The sequence below is a fragment of the Peterkaempfera bronchialis genome (assembly GCF_003258605.2).
GTDB lineage: Bacteria > Actinomycetota > Actinomycetes > Streptomycetales > Streptomycetaceae > Peterkaempfera > Peterkaempfera bronchialis.
The window spans coordinates 3059081-3080251 of record NZ_CP031264.1 but is presented as its reverse complement, the minus strand read 5'-3'; the positions used below and the strand labels follow the sequence as shown (position 1 = coordinate 3080251).

General features: G+C 72.4%; 19 protein-coding genes. 6 read left to right on the top strand and 13 right to left on the bottom strand.

Annotated features, from left to right (window positions below):
- Positions 1 to 32 precede the first annotated feature (32 nt).
- The 7 genes from C7M71_RS13640 to C7M71_RS13610 all read right to left on the bottom strand — a co-directional run bounded on the left by C7M71_RS13640 (position 33) and on the right by C7M71_RS13610 (position 9622).
- On the bottom strand, positions 33 to 1775 hold the full coding sequence (locus C7M71_RS13640) for a ricin-type beta-trefoil lectin domain protein (protein WP_111495068.1): 1743 nt from the start codon (positions 1773 to 1775) through the stop codon (positions 33 to 35).
- A 290-nt stretch (positions 1776 to 2065) separates the two neighbouring features.
- Positions 2066 to 3664, bottom strand: coding sequence for a type IV secretory system conjugative DNA transfer family protein (locus C7M71_RS32600; protein ID WP_265737654.1), 1599 nt, complete (start codon positions 3662 to 3664; stop codon positions 2066 to 2068).
- A gap of 321 nt (positions 3665 to 3985) precedes the next feature.
- The gene (locus C7M71_RS13630) at positions 3986 to 5341 is read right to left on the bottom strand and encodes an ATP-binding protein (RefSeq protein WP_111491243.1); all 1356 of its coding nucleotides are present in this window, start codon (positions 5339 to 5341) and stop codon (positions 3986 to 3988) included.
- Positions 5342 to 5378: 37 nt separating this feature from the next.
- Positions 5379 to 6878, bottom strand: coding sequence for an SCO6880 family protein (locus tag C7M71_RS13625; RefSeq protein ID WP_111491260.1), 1500 nt, complete (start codon positions 6876 to 6878; stop codon positions 5379 to 5381).
- Positions 6879 to 6971: 93 nt separating this feature from the next.
- Complete coding sequence (locus tag C7M71_RS13620) at positions 6972 to 8267, bottom strand: hypothetical protein (RefSeq protein WP_229758705.1); 1296 nt, start codon at positions 8265 to 8267, stop codon at positions 6972 to 6974.
- Positions 8257 to 9072, bottom strand: coding sequence for a hypothetical protein (locus C7M71_RS13615; protein ID WP_111491244.1), 816 nt, complete (start codon positions 9070 to 9072; stop codon positions 8257 to 8259). The genes C7M71_RS13620 and C7M71_RS13615 overlap by 11 nt, the downstream gene beginning before the upstream one ends.
- A 214-nt stretch (positions 9073 to 9286) precedes the next feature.
- Positions 9287 to 9622: a hypothetical protein gene (locus C7M71_RS13610; RefSeq protein ID WP_111491245.1), complete on the bottom strand. Its 336-nt coding sequence runs from the start codon at positions 9620 to 9622 to the stop codon at positions 9287 to 9289.
- A 280-nt stretch (positions 9623 to 9902) separates the two neighbouring features.
- Here C7M71_RS13610 and C7M71_RS13605 point away from each other — a divergent pair, with 280 nt between their 5' ends.
- Together C7M71_RS13605 and C7M71_RS13600 are read left to right on the top strand one after the other, a co-directional pair.
- Complete coding sequence (locus C7M71_RS13605; protein WP_111491246.1) at positions 9903 to 10958, top strand: C40 family peptidase; 1056 nt, start codon at positions 9903 to 9905, stop codon at positions 10956 to 10958.
- A 204-nt stretch (positions 10959 to 11162) separates the two neighbouring features.
- On the top strand, positions 11163 to 11855 hold the full coding sequence (locus C7M71_RS13600; protein ID WP_111491247.1) for a phosphatase PAP2 family protein: 693 nt from the start codon (positions 11163 to 11165) through the stop codon (positions 11853 to 11855).
- A gap of 112 nt (positions 11856 to 11967) precedes the next feature.
- On the opposite strand, the gene C7M71_RS13595 is transcribed toward C7M71_RS13600, so the two are convergent.
- Complete coding sequence (locus tag C7M71_RS13595) at positions 11968 to 13656, bottom strand: FAD-binding oxidoreductase (protein WP_111491248.1); 1689 nt, start codon at positions 13654 to 13656, stop codon at positions 11968 to 11970.
- A 148-nt stretch (positions 13657 to 13804) separates the two neighbouring features.
- Entirely contained in the window at positions 13805 to 14104 is a 300-nt protein-coding gene (locus C7M71_RS13590) for a hypothetical protein (RefSeq protein ID WP_111491249.1), read from the bottom strand.
- 199 nt (positions 14105 to 14303) lie between these two features.
- On the opposite strand from C7M71_RS13590, the gene C7M71_RS13585 reads away from it, so the two are divergent.
- The gene (locus C7M71_RS13585) at positions 14304 to 15203 is read left to right on the top strand and encodes a LolA-like protein (protein ID WP_111491250.1); all 900 of its coding nucleotides are present in this window, start codon (positions 14304 to 14306) and stop codon (positions 15201 to 15203) included.
- A gap of 292 nt (positions 15204 to 15495) precedes the next feature.
- The gene (locus C7M71_RS13580) at positions 15496 to 15690 is read left to right on the top strand and encodes a hypothetical protein (RefSeq protein ID WP_111491251.1); all 195 of its coding nucleotides are present in this window, start codon (positions 15496 to 15498) and stop codon (positions 15688 to 15690) included.
- A 34-nt stretch (positions 15691 to 15724) separates the two neighbouring features.
- Here C7M71_RS13580 and C7M71_RS13575 read toward each other — a convergent pair whose 3' ends face one another.
- Complete coding sequence (locus C7M71_RS13575) at positions 15725 to 16048, bottom strand: metal-sensitive transcriptional regulator (RefSeq protein ID WP_111491252.1); 324 nt, start codon at positions 16046 to 16048, stop codon at positions 15725 to 15727.
- A 251-nt stretch (positions 16049 to 16299) separates the two neighbouring features.
- Between C7M71_RS13575 and C7M71_RS13570 the strand changes: the two genes are divergently transcribed.
- Positions 16300 to 16920 carry a DUF47 domain-containing protein gene (locus tag C7M71_RS13570; RefSeq protein WP_111491253.1) on the top strand — a complete coding sequence of 207 codons (621 nt, stop codon included), beginning with the start codon at positions 16300 to 16302 and terminating at the stop codon, positions 16918 to 16920.
- A gap of 5 nt (positions 16921 to 16925) precedes the next feature.
- Positions 16926 to 17930 carry an inorganic phosphate transporter gene (locus C7M71_RS13565; protein ID WP_111491254.1) on the top strand — a complete coding sequence of 335 codons (1005 nt, stop codon included), beginning with the start codon at positions 16926 to 16928 and terminating at the stop codon, positions 17928 to 17930.
- A 171-nt stretch (positions 17931 to 18101) separates the two neighbouring features.
- Here the strand turns inward: C7M71_RS13565 and pstB are convergent, their stop codons facing one another.
- From pstB to pstC, 3 genes are read right to left on the bottom strand one after another with little or no spacing between them, the layout of a single operon-like run.
- Positions 18102 to 18878, bottom strand: coding sequence for a phosphate ABC transporter ATP-binding protein PstB (gene pstB, locus C7M71_RS13560; protein ID WP_111491255.1), 777 nt, complete (start codon positions 18876 to 18878; stop codon positions 18102 to 18104).
- Between the two features lie 34 nt (positions 18879 to 18912).
- A complete protein-coding gene (gene pstA, locus C7M71_RS13555; RefSeq protein WP_111491256.1) occupies positions 18913 to 19986 on the bottom strand; it encodes a phosphate ABC transporter permease PstA in 1074 nt (357 codons plus the stop codon).
- Complete coding sequence (gene pstC, locus C7M71_RS13550; RefSeq protein WP_111491257.1) at positions 19983 to 21041, bottom strand: phosphate ABC transporter permease subunit PstC; 1059 nt, start codon at positions 21039 to 21041, stop codon at positions 19983 to 19985. Before pstC ends, pstA begins: the two co-directional genes overlap by 4 nt.
- Between the last annotated feature and the right edge of the window lie 130 nt (positions 21042 to 21171).

Below are 21171 nucleotides of genomic sequence, written 5' to 3'. Positions count from 1 at the left end.
GGCCCTTTCGCATGCCCGGACACTGGGCGTCCTCACTCCTGGAGTACGGCCGTGGCGCCCTTGCGCCACTGCTGGTCGGTGCGGTCCTGGGCCCATGCGAGGGCGACCCTGCTGCCGGAGTCGTCTCCGGTGGGGGTGAGTTCGTGGCGGCCGTCGATGGAGGGTCGGATGGCGCCGTCGGCGGTGATCTCGAAGCGGAGGTTGTCGCCGTTGCGGCCGGCGGCGGATGCGCAGGTCCAGACGCCGACGCCGCGTCGGGTGCCACCCCGGGAGTCGAGGCAGAAATCCGGGTTGGCGTAATTGCGGAGGAGATGGCCCGCGTCCAGGTACCACTTCTGCGAGGTTGCCCCTGTGCAGGTGTGGACGATCACATCGGCGCCCTGTTCGAGGAACTGGTCCTGGACGTCCAGGCAGAGCCCGGATCGTCCGTCGACCAGCTCGCTGTAGGTGATGCCGAGGGTCGGCGGGGGCGGTAGGGCGGCTGCGGTGCCGGCGGAGGTGCGGGGTGGGGAGGCCGGGCGGCTGGACAGGGAGGTGCTGGGTGACGGCGAGGCCGATGCGGATGCGGATGGTGGAGCGGCTGAGGTGGGCGCCGCGACCGTGACCGTGGCGAAGGCGGTGGTACGGGAGACGACCAGCGGCGGGATGCCGAGCGGATCGCCGCCGCCGACGGCCGTACTGCTGCTGTTGGAGGGGACCAGGGTGACGATGGTGGTGGCGGCCGTGGCTGCGATGACGACGACGGCCGCCGCAGCACTGAGGGCCGGGAACTGACGGGGCAGCCGGACCAGGCGCCGGGCTGCGGAACGGTCGGAGACCAGGCGCCCGGTGGGGGCTGCGGGGACGCGGCGGGCGCGTAGGGCCCGTGGATTGCGGACGGCGCTGGTCCGGCCGGTGACGGTCTTGCCGAGGCGGGCTGCGACATAGGCGGCGCCGCCCCACATCAGCAGTCCTTCGGCGAGTACGGCGTCGGGGCGTTCGCTTATGCCCACCAGGTCGATGAGCAGCCGGGAGCAGCGTGGGCAGGCGGCGAGGTGGCGGTCCAGGTCCTCGTTCTGGTGCACGCCGGAGCGCCGGGCGGCGGCCTCCACCAGCCCGCTGAACCCCCGGCATTCCTCTGCGGCGCCATACTCCGCGTGGGCCTGGAGGTAGGCGTCGCGGTAGGCCTCGCGGGCCTTCTCGCGGAGGTAGGGGACGCTCTGCGGTTCCAGGCCGAGCAGGCGGCCGGTCTCCGTGTCGTCGTCCTCCTCGACCACGGAGTGCCAGAGGACCGCCTGGGTACGCTCGGGCAGGGCGCGGAAGCCACGGAGCATCGGGGAGCGCAGTTCGAGCGCGGGCAGGTCCGGGCGGGCCTCGGGGGCGTCAGAGGCGGTGCTGTCGAGCCAGGCGGCGAAGTCGGGGGCGAGTCGGGCTCGCCGGGTGGTGGTGGCCCAGCCGGCGGCTGTGCGTTGCACGAGCATCAGCAGCTGGTGCCGCCAGGCGTGCTTGGGCCCTCCGGCGGCCTGGACGGCCTGTGCGGCCCGGTTGAAGGCATCGGTGGCCAGTTGCTCGGCGGCGTGCGAGTCCCGGGCGCAGATGCGCGCATAGGCGAGCACCGGCGGAAGGTGACGGCGGCGCAGTTCGTCGGCGGCTTCCTGGGCGATGGGTGCTTCGCTGCTGCGGATGAGGCGGGTGAGCTCGGGGTCGGACAGGGTGGAGCACGGGCTGTCGACGGGTGGTGCCGCCTCCGTCGAGGGGAGCCGGTCGAACCGGTCGTACGGGTGGAGCTGAGGCACGCTCTCGACTCCTCGTCCTGCGGCGCCCCGTGCACTTCCTGTGATGACGCATGGTCATGCACCCCGGTTCACTGGGGTGTCGGCGGCAGGTCGAGACCGGCTCGTGCTGCTGCGGCCCGGGGCGCCCATCGAACTCGTGGGGTGGGGATGACCATGTTGCTGGACTTCCGGCTGCCACGGAAGAGGAAATTACCCGGGAGTCACGTTTGGATCGGAAGTGGTGCCGAGTCTGTGTACACCCTGTGGCTGAGGGTGCTGGAGCGGATCGATGTGGTGCCTGAGTGCGGCTGTCATGGTGCGCCCGGGAGACGGACCGTGGTCGTCGCTCCCGAGGCCGGGTGCAGGACGATGCCCTCGCCGTCGGCCGCCGGTCCCGGGCTGCCGCCGTCGGGGTGCGCCCGGCCGCCGCCTGCCGTGGCGGCCAGCAGTGCCCGTACCGATGCCGCGTCGGACGGGCCGAGCACTGTGCGGGTGGCGGCCTCTGTCCACAGCCTGTGGACAGAGCGATCGTCCCAGCGGGCTCGGGCCTGCTCGGGAGAGCGCAGCACCGCGACGGTCGGCACCCCCTGGGCGCCGCCTCGCACCATCAGGTCGGGCAGGGCGGGCAGTGGGGCGACCGACGCCACATCGTCCAGGACGGCGAGCAGTGGTGGGTCGAGCCGGCCGGCGGATGACCGTACGGCCATGCGGCGGCCGCGCTCGACCACGTCCTGGGCGAGTGCGGTCAGAAGCGGCATTGCGCCGGGCTGGTGGTGCGGGGCCTCGACCGGCTCCGCCACCAGATAGAGGGTTCCCCGCTCCGAGAGGAGCGACTCCACGTCCAGCCGGTCGCTCGCGGACGGTGTGCAGGCTTGCAGCACATGCAGCTCCTCCAGGGCGGAGAAGGTCCGGGTGAGCAACTCCAGGGCCGCGTCCCGCAGTTCGCGCCCGGTGGCGTGCGGGGCGGCGGTGAGCGCGGCCTCCAGTTCGCCGCTCCAGCCCTCGGCCGCTCCACGGTGGGTGCGCAGGATGCGCAGCGCGTCATGGGTGCCGTGGCTGCCCGACCAGCGGTGCACCTGGCGGAACGGCCGGTCGTCGAGGGCGGCGGCGTGCAGCCAGCAGCGCAGCAGGGTGCGGGCTGCGGTGTGGACGGCGGCGGCGGGGCCGGTGCTGTGCGGGGGGATCACCGGGTGCAGCAGCGCGGCGGCGCGGGCGGTGGCCGTGGCGGGGTCCTGGCAGCCGTCGTGCGGGGCCCAGCGGAGCCGTTGCGGCACCTCTGCGGTGGTGAGGCGCAGGGGGTCGAAGACGCGGACGGGGCCGGTCTTCTCGCGCTGTTCGGTGGTGGCCTCCCAGGTGGCGGGGCCGGCGCAGGTGGCCAGTACCGGTCCGGGGGCGTGGGTGATCGCGGGGTGGATCAGCAGCGGGCCCTTGGCGCGGGTGGCGGAGGGCGGGGCGAAGACGCAGTGGCCGCGGTCGAGTGGAGCGTAGAGGGGGGTGCCGGTGGCGGTGTCGCGGCCCAGGGCGACACCGTAGGCGAGCGGGTCGGGGGCGGTGCGGGCGCCGGGCCCGGCGAGGCCGGTGTCGGGGTGCGGGCGGATGGCGGCGGCCCGGGGGAGCAGGGCGGCGAAGGACAGCGGATGTGGGGGCGGGGGCAGCGAGGGGGCGGTCTTCGGGGGAGAGGTCTCCGTGGGGAGGCATCCGAGGGGGAGGTCTGCGGAGACGGGGGTCGGTGGGGCGGGGTGGCTGCGGAGGTTCTGTCCACAGGCTGTGGATGGGGCGGCGGAGCGGGCTCGGGGCTGGTCCGCACACCCGCCGGGAGCCGGTGGGGCGCCCGGCGGAGGTGTGCCCAGGCGCCGAGCGCCAGCAGTAGCAGCGCGGTCAGGGCCACCAGGAGCAGGAAGAAGGTCCACCAGAAGGCGGTCGCGGAGGGCAGCGGCGCCGGCGGTGCATCCGTACCCGCGCCCGGCGCCCAGGCGGCGGCCACGTCGTGCGGTGCGGTCACCAGACGCCGGATCGCCTGCGCGGACCGGGTGAACGGCAGATCGTGGGGCCAGGACCCGCAGGTGACCAGCGCGGCCAGCCCGGTGGCCGTCCACATGAGGGCCACCGAGCCGAGCAGCACGGCCAGCAGGGCGATCACCGCCCCGTCCGGTATCCCGGAGCGGGGCACGGGGGTGGGGGCGGGGGCGGGTGAGGGGCGCACGGGACGGGTCATGGCGTTCCGAGGGGTGCTAGGCGGCGGGGTCGTCGGCGAGCTGCTGCTCCGCTCGTACCCGCTCGGCGACCGCGTCCTCGGTCATCGCGCGGTCGGTGTAGACGAGCGGCCGCTCGGTCTCGGTGATGATGTGCTTGACGACCTGGACGTTGCCGTTGACGTCCCAGACCGCGATGCCGGGGGACAGGGTGGGGATGATCTCCACGGCCCAGCGGGGGAGCCCGAGGACCCGGCCGGTGGCGCGGGCCTCCTCCGCCTTCTGCATGTAGATGGTGCGGGTGGAGGCCATCTTGAGGATGGCGGACGCCTCCTTGGCGGCGGCGCCGTCGACCACGTCGGAGAGGTGGTGGACGACGGCCACGAAGGAGAGGCCCAGGCGGCGGCCGAACTTCAGCAGCCGCTGGAAGAGCTGCGCCACGAAGGGGCTGCTGATGATGTGCCAGGCCTCCTCGACCAGGAAGATCCGCTTGCGGCGGTCCGGCCTGATCCAGGTGTGCTCCAGCCAGACGCCGACGATGGCCATCAGGATGGGCATGGCGATGGAGTTGCGGTCGATATGGGAGAGGTCGAAGACGATCAGCGGCGCATCCAGGTCGATGCCGGCCGTGGTGGGGCCGTCGAACATGCCCCGCAGGTCGCCGTCGACCAGGCGGTCCAGGACCAGGGCGACATCCAGCCCCCAGGCGCGGACGTCGTCCAGCGACACCCCGAGCGGCTCCACCGACACCAGGTTGGGGTTGCGCAGGGTGTCCACGATGTCGGTGAGCACCGGCTGGCGGTCGGTGATGGCGGTGTGGACATGGGCGTGGGCGGCCTTGAGGGCGAACCCGGCCCGCTCCTCAAGGCCACGGCCCATCGCCACCTCGACGATGGTGCGCAGCAGGGCCAGCTGGCCGGTGGTGGTGATCGCCGGGTCCAGCGGGTTGAGTCGGATGCCGCCGTCCAGCGCGGCCATCGGGTCGAGCCGGATGGGCGTTATCCCCAGCGCCTCCGCGATCAGGTTCCACTCGCCGACGCCGTCCTCGCCCTGCGCGTCCAGGACCACCACCTGGCGGTCGCGGAAGCGCAGCTGGCGCAGGACATAGGTCTTCTCCAGCGACGACTTGCCGTTGCCGGACTCGCCAAGGACCAGCCAGTGCGGTGCCGGGAGCTGCTGCCCGTACAGCTGGAACGGGTCGTAGACATAGCCCTTGCCGCTGTAGACCTCGCGGCCGATGATCACGCCGGAGTCGCCCAGGCCGGGGGCGGCGGTGGGCAGGTAGACGGCCTGCGCCTGGCCGGTGGAGGTGCGTACCGGCAGCCGGGTGGTCTCCACCTTGCCGAAGACGAAACTGGTGAATGCCTCGGTCAGCGCGCTCAGCGGGGACGGCATGGCGACTCCTCGGTGCGGCGGCTGGGGGGCGGGGTGCTCATCGGCGGATGCCGGTGGCGAAGGGCAGGGTGTTGACGAAGGCGCGGTGGTGCTCGCGGTCGCACCACTCCAGCTTGAGATAGCTCTTGCCGGCGGAGGCGCGGATGGTGCGCTTGTCGCGGGCCAGCGCCTCGGGGGAGCGGGAGGAGACGGTGATGTAGCCGACCAGGTTGACGCCGGCGGCGCCGGACGCCAGATCGTCGCCGCGCTGGTCGACGCGGCCGGAGTGGGCCAGGTCGCGGGGGTCGATGGTGCGGTTCATCTTGGCGGCGCGGCTGGCCTCGGCGTCGTCGTTGGTCTTCTCGGTGAGCATCCGCTCGATGGCGACGTCGGTGGGTTCCAGGTCCATGGTGACGGCGACGGTGCGGATCACGTCCGGGGTGTGGACCAGCAGCGGCGCCAGGAAGTTGACGCCGACGGGGGTGAGCGGCCACTCCTTCACCCAGGCGGTGGCGTGGCACCAGGGTTCGCGGGTGGCCGACTCGCGGGTCTTGGCGGTCAGGTACTGCGGGTGGGTGGCGTCCAGCTCGGCCGGCCAGGCGTTGCGGCGGGACATGGCCTGGATGTGGTCGATGGGGTGGTCCGGGTCGTACATCGAGTGCAGCAGCGAGGAGAGCCGCGCCTGGCCGAGCGGCTGGCGGACCCGGATGTCGGCCTCGGCGAGCCGGGCGCAGATGTCGGTGAGCTCGCGCGCCATCACCGCGGCGATGCCCTCGTCGCCACGGGCGCGGCGGTGCGCGGTGCGGCCCATGGCGTTGGCCTCGGCGGCCAGCTCGCGGGTGTAGTGCATGCAGGCGACCAGATAGGCGCGGTGCTGCTCGGAGGAGGTGGAGACCATCGACTGCAGCTGGTCGTAGGAGTGCTGGAGCCAGGGCGGTGCGGCGGGGTCGCCGCGCCGCTCGACGTCCTTGGCGTGGGCGTCCGGGTCGGCGGGCAGCGTACGGGCCAGCATCTGCAGGCGGGTGACGAAGCCGTCGCCGTTGGCGACATGCTTGAGCAGCGTGCCGAACCGGTCGACCAGGGCCTCCTGGTCCTCGGAGTCGCGCAGGCCCACGCCGGGGCCCTCGATCTCGATGGCGGCGGTGACGGTGTGCCGGTCGAGGTGGAGCAGTACGGCGACCTCGTCGGGCCCGAACGGCGCGGAGAGCCAGCGCAGCCGGCCGACGCCGGGCGGCGGGCCGATCTCCACCTCGCGGCCGTCGAGGCGGGTGCCGGCCTCCATCACGCCCGAGTGCCAGCTGCCCTTGCCGGAGCGCACGGTGCGCCGGTAGGTGCGGTTGATCTCGGCCCACTTGTAGAAGGTGCGCTTGCGGTAGGGGACGTAGACGGCGGCGAAGGCGAGGGCGGGGAAGCCGACCAGACCGAGCAGGCGCAGCGGGAGGAGCGGCACCAGCAGGCCCACCATCATGCCGACGAACGCCCCGGCGATGATCAGCAGCACCTCGCCGGTCTCGCGGTTGCGGCCGATGACGGCGTTGGGCCGGGCCTTGCCGATCAGATAGGTCCGGCGCTGGTGGGTGTAGGGGCTTCCGCCGTACTGTCCGCCGTACTGTCCGCCGTACTGGCCGACGGGCTGGCTGGTCACCGGCCGTCACACCCCCTTCGAAGTCGGGCTGTTGTGGTGGGCGGAGGAGGCGGGTGAGGCCGACTGGGCCGGGGGTGCGGCGGCGGAACCGGTGCTGCGGGTGGAGTGGGCGGCGATGCCGGGACCGACCGAGCCGCCGGACCCGGACGAGGAGCCGCCGGAGGCCCGGCCCGGGCCGGAGTCGCCGCCGCCGCGCGAACCGTGGGTGGAGATGCCCTGCTTGACGAAGTTGGCGGGTCCGTTGACCACGGCCTGGCCGGCCGAGACCGCTCCGGCGCGGGCGCGGCGCATGGCGATCATGTCGTCGCCGAAGCCGGGCACAAAGCGGTAGATGGCGGTGCTGGCGAAGATGGAGAGGAAGAGGATGGCCAGGCCGGAGAGGACCCTGGCGAAGGAGTCGGTGGCGCCGGCGTCGGAGGCGATGGCCCCGGCCAGGCCCAGGACGATCACGATCACCGGCTTGGCCAGGTCGACGGCGATCATCAGCCCGGCCCAGCGGCGGACATGCTTCCAGAGCTGCTTGTCCACCAGGCCCGCGTAGACGGCGGTGCCGAGCAGCGCGCCCACGTAGAGCATGGCCGCGCGGATCAGCAGCTCCAGCCAGAGGACGGCGGCGGCCAGGACCGCGACCAGCGAGACGATGATCAGGATCAGCGGGCCGCCGCCGAGGTCGCCCTTCTCCAGGGTGTCGGCGAAGCCGCCGAGATAGGTGCCGGTGTCGGACTTGGTGCCCAGGGCGATGGCCTTGGTGATGCCGTCGGTGGCGGTGACCACGGTGTACAGGATCAGCGGGGTGAAGGCGGAGGCGAGCACGGTCAGCCAGAGGTAGCCGACGGCCTCGGAGAACGCCTGCTGGAGCGGGGCGCCACGGACCGCCCGCTTGGCCACGGCCAGCAGCCACAGGACCATGGTGAGGATGGTGGAGGCGGCGAAGACCACGGCGTACTGGCGGAGGAAGGCCCCGTTGGTGAAGTCGACCTCGGTGGTGCTGTCGATCGCGGTGGAGAGGCGGCGGATCACCCAGGCGGCGGCTTCGGCGCAGCCCTTGGCGAGGGAGCCGAGGGGGTCGGTGACCGTGTCGAGCGTGCCGCTGCCGGGCACCCCGCTGCCGCTGCCGCAGTGGCTGCTCCCCGGTCCTGGCAGCGTCACGCAGGTCGGTGCGGGCGTGGGCACCGATGTGGGCGTCGGTGTGGGGCTGGGCGCGGCCAGGACGCTATGGGCGGCCATCAGCGCGGTGAACTGCATCGCGGCCAGTGCGGTGCCCAGGGAGCCTGCACGGCGGAGTAGGGGGCTAGCGGGCATAGCGGAACCCTCCGTACTGCTCGGCCGCGGACTTGATCTCGTCGGCGTTGGCCGCCTGCTGGTCGCCGTTGACCGGGGCGGGGCCGGGCTGCTGGTGGAAGTCGACGACCTTCCAGTCGTTGCCGACCCAGCGCAGGCTGAGGGTGAGGGTGAACCAGTTCTCGGCGACCGGCTGGGTGGAGCCCTGGCCGGCCAGGCCGATCAGGCCGCTGCTCCAGACCGCGACCCGGGCGGCGGCGTCGCCGTACTGCTCCACCTTGGTGCCGACCGGGATGGTGCGGCTGATGAAGGTGAGGCCGGCCGGGGCGGTGCCGTGCTCCCCGAGGCCGTACTTGGCGGCGGCGCCCTGGGCGAAGGCGCTGTCGAGGCGGTTGCGCAGGGCGTCGGCGGCGGCCGGGTCGGCGAGGGTGTCGATCACCGAGTGCCGGGTGTCGGCGTCGAACATCCCGGCCGAGCCGAGGGCGACGGCGTAGTTGGCCGCCGCGGACTGGGCGCCCTGGTCGGTGTGCGGGAAGCCGGCGGGGATGCCGTTGCTGGTGGTGTCGACCGGGCGCTGCCCGGTGGCGGCGGTGGGCGCGGCCTTGCCGCCGCCGCCGCTGCCGTCGGCGGCGGCGGTGCCGCTGCCACGGTGGGGGTCGGGCTTGTCGCGGTTGGCGAAGGAGATCGCCACCACGAGCAGCACCAGGATCCCCATCACGGTCAGCAGGGTGCGCAGCGGCCGGGGCTGCCGGCCCGGCTGCGGAGGCGGCAGGTCGCCGACCGGGAGCCGCGTACGGGTGTGCGGCTGGTCGTCGGACAACGACACGGCGGCCCTCCTGGGACGAAGGAAGGAGCAACCCCGGCGGGCGGGCCCGGGGGAGACGGTGGCAACGGTGACGGACGGGGGACGGCTGCTGCAAGGGGCATAAGACCGGCGGCTGGTGCACAGCGGGCGGAAGGCGTGCGCCGTGGGAGGGCGGACCGTCCGCTGCCCCGGGTCCGGTGACCGGGACTCCGCTGCGGGATGACTAATAGGATCGTCAGATGGCCATCCCATACACAATGGTGAACAGGGTGCCCAGCGAACCGATGATGAACACGCCGGTGAGCCCGGCGATGATCAGCCCTTTCCCCTGTTCGGCGCTGAAGGTGTCGCGCATGGCCGTGGCCCCGATGCGCTGCTTGGCAGCCCCCCAGATCGCGATGGCCAGGCAGCCCAGGAGGCAGGCCGCCATCACCACCTCGACCATGACTCGCGCCTCCGAGCCGAGACTGGCGAACGGTCCCCAGTCGGGCGCGATGCCGCCGATGATGGTGTCGATGCTCTTGCCCTTGTCGGGCTCCGCGCTCAGGTAGTTCAGAGTGTCGGACGTCATGTGTTTCTCACCGCCTGATCAGGCATTCAAGGCCCCGCACCGGGCTCGGGCGAAGGGTCGGGGACTATTCTTGGCCAGATTTGATGTCGACTTGGCTACTTCTCAAGGATCCGTCGTGCGGTGGGGGCCACATCGGCCAGGATGGGCCGGGTGGGCAGTGCCCCCCTGACAGAGGATACCGCTCACTCCTTGTACCTCTGACGATTGCTCAGAGCAACGCCCTGCCCCACACTGTGTGGTGGCGTCAGTCCGTCGGCCCGGCATGTGCAGGGGGCATGTGATGGTACTCCGCAGGTCCTTGGCCGTGGCCGGGGCGGCCGGGGCGGTCGGGCTCTCCTTCCTGGGACTGATCGCGGTCGGTACCTACGTCGCAGCCGGGCCTGCGGTCGCCGGCGGCGTCCCGGCGCTGGCCCCCGGGACCGTGCCCGCCGCCTACCAGGGGCTGATCCAGAAGTGGGGCACCCTCTGCCCCGAGCTCAGCCCGCCGCTGCTGGCCGCCCAGCTCTACCAGGAGAGCGGCTTCAACCCCACTGCGGTCTCCCCCGCCCACGCCTACGGCATCGCCCAGTTCATCCAGCCGACCTGGGAGAGCCACGGCGTGGACGGCAACGGCGACGGCCGCAAGGACATCTGGGACCCGGCCGACGCCATCCCCTCCGCCGCCTCCTACGACTGCTCCCTGGCCCGCGACACCCGCAACGTCCCCGGCGACAAGGTCGCCAATATGCTCGCCGCCTACAACGCCGGGCCCTACCGGGTCATCCAGTACGGCGGGGTGCCGCCGTACGCCGAGACCCAGGGCTATGTGAAGCGGATCCGCTCGCTGTCCATCAGCTTCACCGCCGCCACCAGCCCGGTCGCCTACTCGGCCCAGGCATCCGGCGCCATCTACTTCGCCCAGACCAAGCTGGGCACCCCCTACTTCTGGGGCGGCGAGGGACTGCCCTCGCAGGGCGGCCGCTTCGACTGCTCCGGGCTCACCCGGGCCGCGTACGCCACCGTCGGCATCACGCTGCCCCGGGTCGCCAACGACCAGTGGTACGCCGGCGAGCACCCCTCGCGTGACCAGCTGCGCCCCGGTGACCTGGTGTTCTTCGCCCACGACCTCAACGATCCGCGCACCATCCACCACGTCGGGATCTATGTCGGCGGCGGCTATATGATCAACGCCCCGCACACCGGGGCCGTGATCCGCTACGACAGAATCGACGCCCCGGACTACATCGGCGCCACCCGGGTCACCTCCGACGGCGCAGCGGCCCTCCCCGCACGCGGCAGCGACGGCACCATCGCCAATGGCGCGGGCATCGCGGCCGACCCCTCCGGGGCGAGCTGACCGCGCTTCAGGCACTCCCGTGTAAGGGAGCCGTGAGCGACCAGTCAAGTTTCCATAACACCGCTCTGACGTGGAACGCTGTGCCTTCCTTGCGGCGTTGTGTCTCCCGGACCCGCCGCGACGGCCCTCGCCGCGACGACGCGGGACGACCATGCGCCACGGCCCGGCCGAACAGCGGTCGGCAGGCGGAACAGGAGGTGCGGCGTGCTCACGCTGCCGGCTGACGGCTCCAACCCCGACCTCAGCCTGCTCTATGACGTCAACGGCCTGGCCAAGGACGCCCCGAGCTGGGTGGACGGCGCCGTCTCCTGGATCGGCGAGTACGGCATCCTGCTCGGCCTCGGACTGCTCTGCCTCACGGCCTGGCTGCGCGCCCGCCGCCAGCCGGACGCGCCCGTCGCCGTGGCCGCAGTGGCCTGGGCGCCGCTGGCCGCCGCCGTCGCGGCGATCCTCAACATCCCGATCCGGGCCCTGGTGGCGAGACCGCGCCCCTTTGTGGAACACACCGGGCTGGACGTCCTGGCCAGCGGCAAGGACGACTTCTCCTTCGCCAGCGACCATGCCACCCTCACCATGGCCATCGCGGTGGCACTGCTGCTGGCCGAGCGGCGGCTCGGCGTGCTGGCCGTGCTGTTCGCGCTCCTCCAGGGCTTCTGCCGCGTCTACATGGGCGTGCACTACCCCACCGATGTGCTCGGCGGCTACGCCCTGGGCACCGCCGTGGTCCTGCTGCTGGCCCCGCCGGCCACGGCCGTCCTGGTGCCGCTCTGCCGTTCCCTGGCGCGCACCGCGGCCGCCCCGCTGGTGGCCGCCCGGGGCCGCCGGGACGGGGCCGCGCAGGCCCCGTACGACAGCGGCAGCGGCACGGGGCACCCGGGGTCCGGCATCGCGGCCTGAGAGACCCCGCAGACTCCCCGGATCGCGCAGACCCCCGCAGACCGAGCAAGCGACGGGCGCCCGCCGACGGCGGGCGCCCGTCGCGCATGCCCGGCCCCGGGGGAGTGCCGCCTCAGTTCGGGATCGCCTGCGGGAAGGTGAAGAGCCGCTCCGGGTCATAGGCCGCCTTGACCCGTCGCAGCCGGGGCAGGTTGGCCCCGTAGTAGGACTGCTGCCAGCCGGACAGCTGCGGGTCGGGGTAGTTCTGGTACGCCTGGCCGCTCGCATATGGGCGCAGGGACTGCCAGAGGCCGTCCAGCCATGCCTGGTGCCGGGGCACCGAGGCGTCCGCCGGCCAGTTGGCGATGTACTGGGCCAGGAAGAGCCCGTCGCGGTGCACAAAGGCGGTGTCCTGCGGCCGGACCCGGTTGACCGCCCCGCCCAGCGCGTCCAGCGCCACCGCCGCGCTGCCCCCGGCCGGGACCGTACGGGCGTAGCGCTCCACGGCGGCCAGCAGGGTGCCGATGCCGGCGTCCGGCAGCCGGCGGGTGTAGAAGTCGGAGCGCGCCCCGTAGGACGCGCGGACGACCCGGCCGGCGGGCCGCCGGCCGGGCAGGTCGCCGGGCAGGTGGCACTGCGCGACGGTCCAGCCCAGGCTGCCCGCCATCGCCAGCATGGTGTCCGGATAGCTGCGGCTGCGCACCACGGCGGAGGAGGGCGAGGCGCCGGCCGAGGCCGCGAGCCGGTCGATCTGGTTCTGGAGAGAGGAGGCCGGTCCCAGGTTGACGACGGTCACTTCGACCTGCTGCGGTCCTCGGTAGTCGGCCGTGAGGTGCAGGCTCGACCAGTACGGGTCGGGCGCCGCCGGGGCCCAGGACTGCCAGGCCCGGAGTACGGCGGCCGCCTGCCGCCACGGCCAGGACAGAAAGGCGTAGGAGCAGGCCGGTGCCGGGTGGGTGCGGAAGTCGAAGCGGGTGACCACCCCGAAGTTGCCGCCGCCTCCGCCGCGCAGCGCCCAGAAGAGGTCGGGGTCGTGCGTGGCGTCGACGGTGCGTATCCGGCCGTCGGCGGTGACGATCTGGGCGGCGGTGAGGTTGTCGGAGGTCAGCCCGTAGGCGCGGCCGGTGACCCCGACGCCGCCGCCCAGGGTCAGTCCGGCGACCCCGACGCTGGGGCAGGAGCCGGCGGGGACGGTGGCGCCGCGCGAGGCCAGGCCCGCGTAGACGTCCACCAGGCGGGCGCCGGAGCCGACGGCGGCGGCGCCCTGGGACGGGGTGACGGTGGAGAGCCGGCCCACGTCGATCAGCAGGCCGCTGGTGGTGGACCAGCCGGCGTAGGAGTGGCCGCCGCTGCGGACCGCGACCGGCACCTGGTGGCGGCGGGCGAAGGCCAGGCAGGTGGCGATGTCCTGCGGGCCCGCCACATAGGCGACGCCGGACGGGTGGCTGGTGTCGAAGCGGGGCTGGAAGCTCTGCCGGGCCACGGCGTAGCGGCTGTCCCCGGGGCGGATCAGGGTGCCGTCCAGGTCGCGGGCGAGGGCCGCCCAGTCGCCGGGGCGGGCGGTGGCGGGCGCGGCCGGGGTGGTACGAGCCGGGGCGCTGGGTGCCGCGGAGTTCGGCGTGGGGGTGTGCGGCGTGAGGGTGCCGGGGCCGGTGCCGGTCGCCACGGCCCGGTGGCCGGAGGCCGTACCGCAGGCGGTCAGCCAGGCGGTGGCGGCGGCGCCGGTCCCGGCCAGCAGCAGGCTGCGGCGGCCGGTCCCGGGGGGCCGCCCGGGCGGGGTGGGTTCGGTGGGCGGGGTTGCGGGGGTCTGCGGCTCGGCCATCTCCGGTCACCTCTTTGTGCTGTGCGCCGACGCGCGGCCCGCCTGGTGGGCGGTCCGCCCCGGTCGGGCGGTGCACGCGGCGCACCCTCTGCGGAGTGGAGGACGCCGTCCGGGCCCGAACGGTTGTCGGAGGGACGGAAGGGCGGGGTCAGGCCGCCGTGTGCTCGGTCGCGTCCCGCCGGGCCCGGTCGCGGGACCGGCGGGCGGGGGCGAACCAGCCGCAGGTGCAGCGGGCGGTGCAGAAGGAGCCGTTCTCGCTGACCTCCACCTGGTGCAGCGGTCCGGGTACGGGGCGGTCGCCGCCCGACGGGGGCGCTGGGGGCGCTGAAGGCTCCGGGGGCTCCGGGGGCTCCGGGGGCAGGGTGGTCCTCCGGGCGGTAGGGGGGAGGTCGGGGCAGCCGGTGGCAGCCGGTCCGGCGTTCGGCCGGGGGTGCTTCTCGCTGGACACGCGCCTCACGTTAACGCCGGACGGACGGCGCACGGCCATCGGGTCGTAACCGGGGCCCGGCCGTCTCGTTATGCGGGAGGGGACTCCCCGTACACACGGGCGGGCCTCGCCACGGGGAACGGCAGCCGTACCGGAGACGGCCGCAGGCGTACGCCCTCGCGGTCGACCGGACACCAGGACCTTAGGGGGCTCAGAGCTGATGAAGCGTCGGGTACGCGGCACCACCATCCGGGTGCGCCGCACGATCGGTTCCGCAGGGGCGACCGCCGCCCTGCTCGCCGCGCTGGCTGCCACGGCCGGCTGCACCGGCGTCGGCAGCGGTGACGGCGGGGACGCACGGCAGTCGACGCCGGTCTCCGCGGACCGGCTGGCCGACGACCCGCTCACGGCCGTCCGCAGCGCCGCCGACATCACCGGCCGCACCGGATCCGCCCGCACCGTCACCCAGGTGGTGACCTCGTCGCCGGGGAAGAAGGCGGAGTTCCACGGCACCGGCGTCTATGACTACGCCAAGCGCATCGGCACCGTCTCCGTGCTGCTGCCGCCGGGTGCGGCGACCAAGGGCAGGATGACCGAGGTGGTGCTGCCCGGCATCGTCTACCTCCAGAACAGCGGAGCCAAGGTGCCCGCCGGCAAGTGGGTCAAGCTGGAGGTCAAGCAGCTCCCCGACGGCAACCTGGTGAGCAGCGGCACCACCGACCCGGCCACTGCGGCCGGTGCGCTGCGCGGCGCCCAGGCCGCGAAGCTGGTCGGTACCGAGACGGTCGACGGTGCTGCCCTCAAGCACTACCGGGGCACCCTGGACCTGGCGAAGGCCGCCGACGCCACCGGTGGCCCGGGGGCCGACGGGCTGCGGATGGCGGCCGGGACGTTCACGGTCAAGCAGGTCCCGTACGACGTGTGGCTGGACGAGCAGGGGCGGCTGCACAAGGTGGTGGAGGTCTTCACCTTTGCCTCGGTGCCGGGGTCGACCGACAAGAAGGACCAGGTGGTGGTGGTCTCCACCACCTCGCTGTCGGACTTCGGCAGCCCGGTGGAGGCGGCCGAGCCTCCCGCGTCCGACGTGGTGCGGTTGAAGGCCGGCAACGGCGGTCGGTGATCTGTACGGGTCGTCTGCCGAGCCCCGGTCCGGACGGCGGGCCGGGGCTCGGTCCGTCCAGGGTCGTCCGTCCAGGGTCGTCCGTCCGGGGCTCTCTGCGGGGCAGGGTCCATGGAGGGAGGGCCCTTCGGGTGGGGTGCAAATGGCCCGTCCGTGCCATGTGGAGCGGGCGTGCGCTCCCTACTCTGGTAGGGGCGGGCCGCGCCTGCCGTGCGGCGCGCGGCGGTCCTTCGCACCACCGGTACCGGCAGTGGCAACGGCATGAGGGCTCGACGACGAGGAGGTGGTGTGCGTGGCGTCTCCGCGCGGTGCGGGTGTCCATGACCACGTGGCCCTCGACGAGATCGAGATGTGCGGCGACCTGATGATCGCGGCCTCGTCCAGCGGGGAGGACCGGCTGGCACCGGCCCTGATCGACGAGGTGCTCAAGGTGGACCGCCCGGGTGAGGACGACGCGCCCCGGGTGCCCATGCCGCGCAACCGGTAGGGCCCGGAGCGGGCGCGGGCGGCCGAGGCGGCGGTCAGGTGCGCAGCAGCCGTGCGATGGCGGCGGTGGCCTCCGCGACCTTGGCGTCCGCCTCCGGGCCGCCCTGCTCCACGGCGGCGGCCACGCAGTGCTTCAGATGCTCCTCCAGCAGGCTCAGTGCGAAAGCCTGGAGGGCCTTGGTGCCCGCCGAGACCTGGGTGAGGATGTCGATGCAGTAGACGTCCTGCTCGACCATCCTCTGGAGGCCGCGGACCTGGCCCTCGATCCGGCGCAGCCTCTTCAGGTGCTCGTCCTTCCGTTTGCTGTAGCCGTGCACTCCGTGCCCGGCCGACTCCGGAAGTTCCTCCACAGCGGTCATGCGGCCGCCCTCCTCTCGGTCTTCCCAGGGTAGAGGCGCGGTACGGGACAGCAGGTCACGCGACGGTATCCACCCCTGCATGAGGGGCGCATTCCGGTGGGCCGTCCGGCACACTGAGGGGCGCGTGTCCCCCGTCGCGCACCGGGAACACAATCGGGTGCACCGGAGGGGTGCGGCCACCCCGGTTTGCGCGTCCCGCGCCCCCAGCGCCTAGCATCGACAAGTCCGCACCCTGCACACCGGAGATTTCTGTGCGCTTTCGTCTGACCCCACGGGAGACGAGCTTCTACGATATGTTCGCCGCCGCCGCGGAGAACCTCGTGACCGGCTCCAAGCTCCTGCTCGAACTGCTCGGCTCCGACGTCGCAGCCCGCTCGGAGATCGCCGAGCGCATGCGCGCCGCCGAGCACGCGGGTGACGACAGCACCCACGCGATCTTCCACCAGCTGAACTCGTCGTTCATCACGCCCTTCGACCGCGAGGACATCTACTCCCTCGCGTCCTCGCTGGACGACATCATGGACTTCATGGAGGAGGCCGTCGACCTGGTCGTCCTCTATGACATCCAGCAGCTTCCGCAGGGCATCGAGCAGCAGATCGAGGTGCTGGCCCGGGCCGCCGAGCTCACCGCCGAGGCGATGCCCAACCTGCGGACCATGGCCAATCTCACCGAGTACTGGATCGAGATCAACCGGCTGGAGAACCAGGCGGACCAGATCCACCGCAAGCTGCTCGCCCACCTCTTCAGTGGACAGTACGAGGCCATAGAGGTGCTGAAGCTGAAGCAGATCGTGGATGTCCTGGAAGAGGCGGCCGACGCTTTCGAACATGTGGCGAACACGGTCGAGACCATCGCCGTCAAGGAGTCCTGAACACGGTGGACACCGCCGCACTCGTCGTCGTTGTCGGCGTCGCGTTCTTCTTCACGTACACCAACGGGTTCCACGACTCCGCCAATGCCATCGCCACCTCGGTCTCCACCCGGGCGCTCACCCCCCGGGCCGCGCTGGCCATGGCCGCCGTGATGAACCTGGCGGGTGCCTTCCTCGGCCAGGGGGTGGCCGAGACGGTGAGCAAGGGGATCATCGAGACGCCGCACGGCAGCCAGGGCATGACCATCCTCTTCGCCTCCCTGGTGGGCGCCATCGCCTGGAACCTGGCCACCTGGTACTTCGGTCTGCCGTCCTCCTCCTCGCATGCCCTCTTCGGCGGCATGGTGGGGGCTGCGCTGGCCGGGGGGACCGATGTGATCTGGAGCGGGGTGGTCGAGAAGATCATCATCCCGATGTTCCTCTCCCCGGTGGTCGGCCTGGTCTGCGGCTATCTGATGATGCTGCTGATCCTCTGGCTCTTCCGGCGGGTCAACCCGCACAAGGCCAAGCGCGGCTTCCGGATCGCGCAGACCGGTTCTGCGGCGGCCATGGCGCTGGGCCATGGACTCCAGGACGCGCAGAAGACCATGGGTGTGGTGGTGCTGGCGCTGACCATCTCCGGGACGCAGGACGGCAACGGCATCCCGGTCTGGGTGAAGATCTCCTGTGCGCTGATGCTCTCGCTGGGGACGTACGCGGGCGGCTGGCGCATCATGCGGACCCTCGGCCGCAAGATCATCGAGCTGGATCCGCCGCAGGGCTTCGCCGCCGAGACCACTGCGGCCGGCATCCTCTACACCACGTCCTATGTCTTCAGCGCGCCGGTCTCGACCACCCATGTGATCACCTCGGCGATCATGGGTGTGGGGGCCACCAAGCGGGTGCGGGCGGTGCGCTGGGGGGTGGCGAAGAACATCGTGATGGGCTGGTTCATCACCATGCCCGCCGCGGCGCTTGTCGCGGCGGTGGTCTTTTGGATCACCCATGCCATCGTGCTGGCGGTCCACTGACCGTCGCAGGCCGCTCGCCGCAGTACGGCGAGCCGGAGAGTCGGAGAAGCGGAGAGTCGGAGAAGCGGAGAGGGCCCGCCCCCCAGAGGGAGCGGGCCCTTTTCCATGTCCTGCGGTGGCACCGCCATGCAGCACCGCAGGACAGCTTGCGGGTCGCCGAGGGACCGGGCGTCAGCCGAAGCGGCCGGAGATGTAGTCCTCGGTGGCCTGGACCGACGGGTTGGAGAAGATCCGCTGGGTGTCGTCGATCTCGACCAGTCGGCCGGGCCGGCCGACGCCGGCCAGGTTGAAGAAGGCGGTGCGGTCGCTGACCCGGGCCGCCTGCTGCATATTGTGGGTCACGATCACGATGGTGAACTGCGACTTCAGCTCGCCGATCAGGTCCTCGACGGCAAGGGTGGAGATCGGGTCCAGGGCGGAGCAGGGCTCGTCCATCAGCAGCACCTGCGGCTCGACCGCGATGGCGCGGGCGATGCAGAGCCGCTGCTGCTGGCCGCCGGAGAGGCCGGCGCCGGGCCGGTTCAGCCGGTCCTTGACCTCGTTCCAGAGGTTGGCGCCCTTGAGGGACCTCTCCACCACCTCGTCCAGCAGCGACTTGCGGCGCACCCCGGCGAGCCGGAGGCCGGCCACCACATTGTCGTAGATGGACATGGTGGGGAACGGGTTGGGCCGCTGGAAGACCATGCCGACGGTGCGGCGTACGGCGACCGGGTCTACCCCGGGGTCGTAGAGGTTCTCGTCGTCCAGCAGCACCTTGCCCTCGACACGGGCGCCGGGGGTCACCTCGTGCATCCGGTTGAGGGTGCGCAGGAAGGTGGACTTGCCGCAGCCGGAGGGGCCGATGAAGGCCGTCACCGAGCGGGGCTCGATGGTCATCGAGATGTCCTCGATGCCCTTGAAGGATCCGTAGTAGGCGGACAGTCCGCTGACGTCGATGCGCTTGGCCATGGTGGTTCTTCCTCGTTCCTCGTCGTCAGGGGTCTCAGTGCGCCCGCTGGGAGGGCGAACGCCACCGCGCGATGCCCCGCGCGATCAGGTTCAGGCCCATCACGATGGCGATCAGGACCAGCGCGGCGCCCCAGGCGCGGGCGTAGGTCTGGTCGTTGCCCAGCGAGTACTGGTGCCAGATGTAGAGCGGCAGCGACTCCTGCGCGTCCTGGAACGGATTGGTGTTGATCACGTCCGTGGTGAAGCAGAGCAGCAGGACGGGGGCGGTCTCGCCGGTGATCCGGGCGACGGCCAGCATGATGCCGGTGGTGATGCCGCCGATCGCGGTGGGGATGACGATCCGCACGATGGTCTTCCACTTGGGGACGCCCAGTGCATAGGAGGCTTCGCGCAGCTCGCCGGGGACGAGCTTGAGCATCTCCTCGGTGGAGCGGACGACCACCGGCATCATCAGGATCGAGAGCGCCATGCTGCCGGCGAAGCCGGAGAAGCTGAAGCCCAGGATGATGATCCAGAAGGAGAGGACAAAGAGGCCGGCCACGATCGAGGGCACGCCGGTCATCACGTCCACGAAGAAGGTGACGGCCTTGGCGAGCCGGCCGCGGCCGTACTCCACCAGGTAGACGGCGGTGAGCAGGCCGATCGGGGCGGCGATCAGGGTGGCCAGCCCGACCTGCTCCAGGGTGCCCAGGATGGCGTGGTAGATGCCGCCGCCGGGCTCGGAGCTGATCACGCCGTTCATGGAGTGGGTGAGGAAGGTCGCATCGACCACCCCGGCGCCCTTCCGGATCGTGTACGCGGTCAGCGAGACCAGCGGGATCACGGCGAGCACGAAGCAGACCCAGACCAGGCTGGTGGCCAGCCGGTCCTTGGCCTGGCGGGTGCCCTCGACCTTGGCGGCCAGGGCGTAGGAGCCGGCCACGAAGAGCAGGGCGGCGATCAGGCCCCACTGGATGCGGCTGGAGAGCCCGGCGCCGGCGCCGATGGCGCAGCCGAGGGCGACCGCGGTGACGGCGGTGGCGGCGGGGGCCCAGCCGGGCAGTCGGCCGCCGGTGAGGCTCTGGCTGGTCAGCGGGGTGGTGGCGGGGCGGGTGGCGTCGGTGCTCATGCGTTGGCCCCCGAGAACTCCTTGCGCCGCGCGATGATCATGCGAGCGGCGGCGTTGACCAGCAGGGTGATCACAAACAGCATCAGGCCGGAGGCGATCAGGGCGCTGCGGCCGTTGTCGAATGCCTCGCCGAACTTGGCGGCGATGTTCTGGGCGAAGGTGCCGCCGCCGGGGTCCAGGATGTGCAGGTCGAGCTTCTCCGAGGGGGAGAGCACGGTGGCGACCGCCATGGTCTCGCCGAGCGCGCGGCCCAGGCCCAGCATGGAGGCGCTGATCACACCGGGGCGGCCGAACGGCAGGACGGCGGTGCGGATCATCTCCCAGCGGGTGGCGCCGAGGGCCAGCGCGGCCTCCTCGTGCATCCGGGGGGCCTGCTTGAAGACCTCGCGGCTGACCGCGGTGATGATCGGCAGGATCATGATGGCCAGCAGGACGCCGACGGTGAAGAGGTTGCGCGGGGCGCTGCCGGCCACGCCGTCGCTCTGCCCGAGGAGGTGCGTCCAGCCGAGGTAGTCGTTCATCCAGGCGGTGAGGCCGTCCAGGTGCGGCACCAGGAAGAGGGCGCCCCAGAGGCCGTAGACGATGCTGGGCACGGCGGCGAGCAGGTCGACCAGGTAGGCGATCGGCTGGGCCAGCCGGCGCGGCGCGTAGTGCGAGATGAAGAGCGCGATGCCGATGGCGACCGGTACGGCGATGGCCATCGCGATGACCGAGCTGACGACGGTGCCGAAGAGCAGCACGGCGATGCCGAAGACCGGCGGGGTGCCGTCGGGGTTCCACTCGAAGGTGGTGAAGAAGTTGCCCTGGTTGGCGCCGAGCGCCTTGGCGGCCTGCCAGCCGAGGAAGACCGCGATGGCGGCCATGATCACCAGCAGCAGGATGCCGGAGCCTCGGGAGGCGGCGAGGAAGAGCGTGTCGCCGATGCGGGCCCGGGCTCGGGCTCGGAGCCGGTTCTGGCCCCGGGACGGGGCGGGCGACGCGGCGGGGAGGGGGTCGGGGGCGGTGCCGTCGGGGTCGTCCCGGTCCTGTGGGACGGTCGGCGAGGGTGTGTCCATGGTCGTCTCCGGTCTGTGGGCGCGGACCCGCGCGGGGATCCACGCCTTGCGGCGGTGCACCGGACTGTCGGTTGCGGCGGCGGGAGGGGGGCGGGACGGCGTGCGGCCGGCCCCGCCCCCCTTCGGGGCC

Bases quoted from the DNA above. Each gene is read 5' to 3' on its own strand.
- C7M71_RS13620 (WP_229758705.1), bottom strand. From the start codon at position 8,267: ATGCCCGCTAGCCCCCTACTCCGCCGTGCAGGCTCCCTGGGCACCGCA.
- pstC (WP_111491257.1), bottom strand. From the start codon at position 21,041: ATGGACACACCCTCGCCGACCGTCCCACAGGACCGGGACGACCCCGAC.
- C7M71_RS13605 (WP_111491246.1), top strand. From the start codon at position 9,903: ATGGTACTCCGCAGGTCCTTGGCCGTGGCCGGGGCGGCCGGGGCGGTC.
- C7M71_RS13630 (WP_111491243.1), bottom strand. From the start codon at position 5,341: ATGCCGTCCCCGCTGAGCGCGCTGACCGAGGCATTCACCAGTTTCGTC.
- pstA (WP_111491256.1), bottom strand. From the start codon at position 19,986: ATGAGCACCGACGCCACCCGCCCCGCCACCACCCCGCTGACCAGCCAG.
- pstB (WP_111491255.1), bottom strand. From the start codon at position 18,878: ATGGCCAAGCGCATCGACGTCAGCGGACTGTCCGCCTACTACGGATCC.
- C7M71_RS13585 (WP_111491250.1), top strand. From the start codon at position 14,304: ATGAAGCGTCGGGTACGCGGCACCACCATCCGGGTGCGCCGCACGATC.
- C7M71_RS13610 (WP_111491245.1), bottom strand. From the start codon at position 9,622: ATGACGTCCGACACTCTGAACTACCTGAGCGCGGAGCCCGACAAGGGC.
- C7M71_RS13575 (WP_111491252.1), bottom strand. From the start codon at position 16,048: ATGACCGCTGTGGAGGAACTTCCGGAGTCGGCCGGGCACGGAGTGCAC.
- C7M71_RS13595 (WP_111491248.1), bottom strand. From the start codon at position 13,656: ATGGCCGAGCCGCAGACCCCCGCAACCCCGCCCACCGAACCCACCCCG.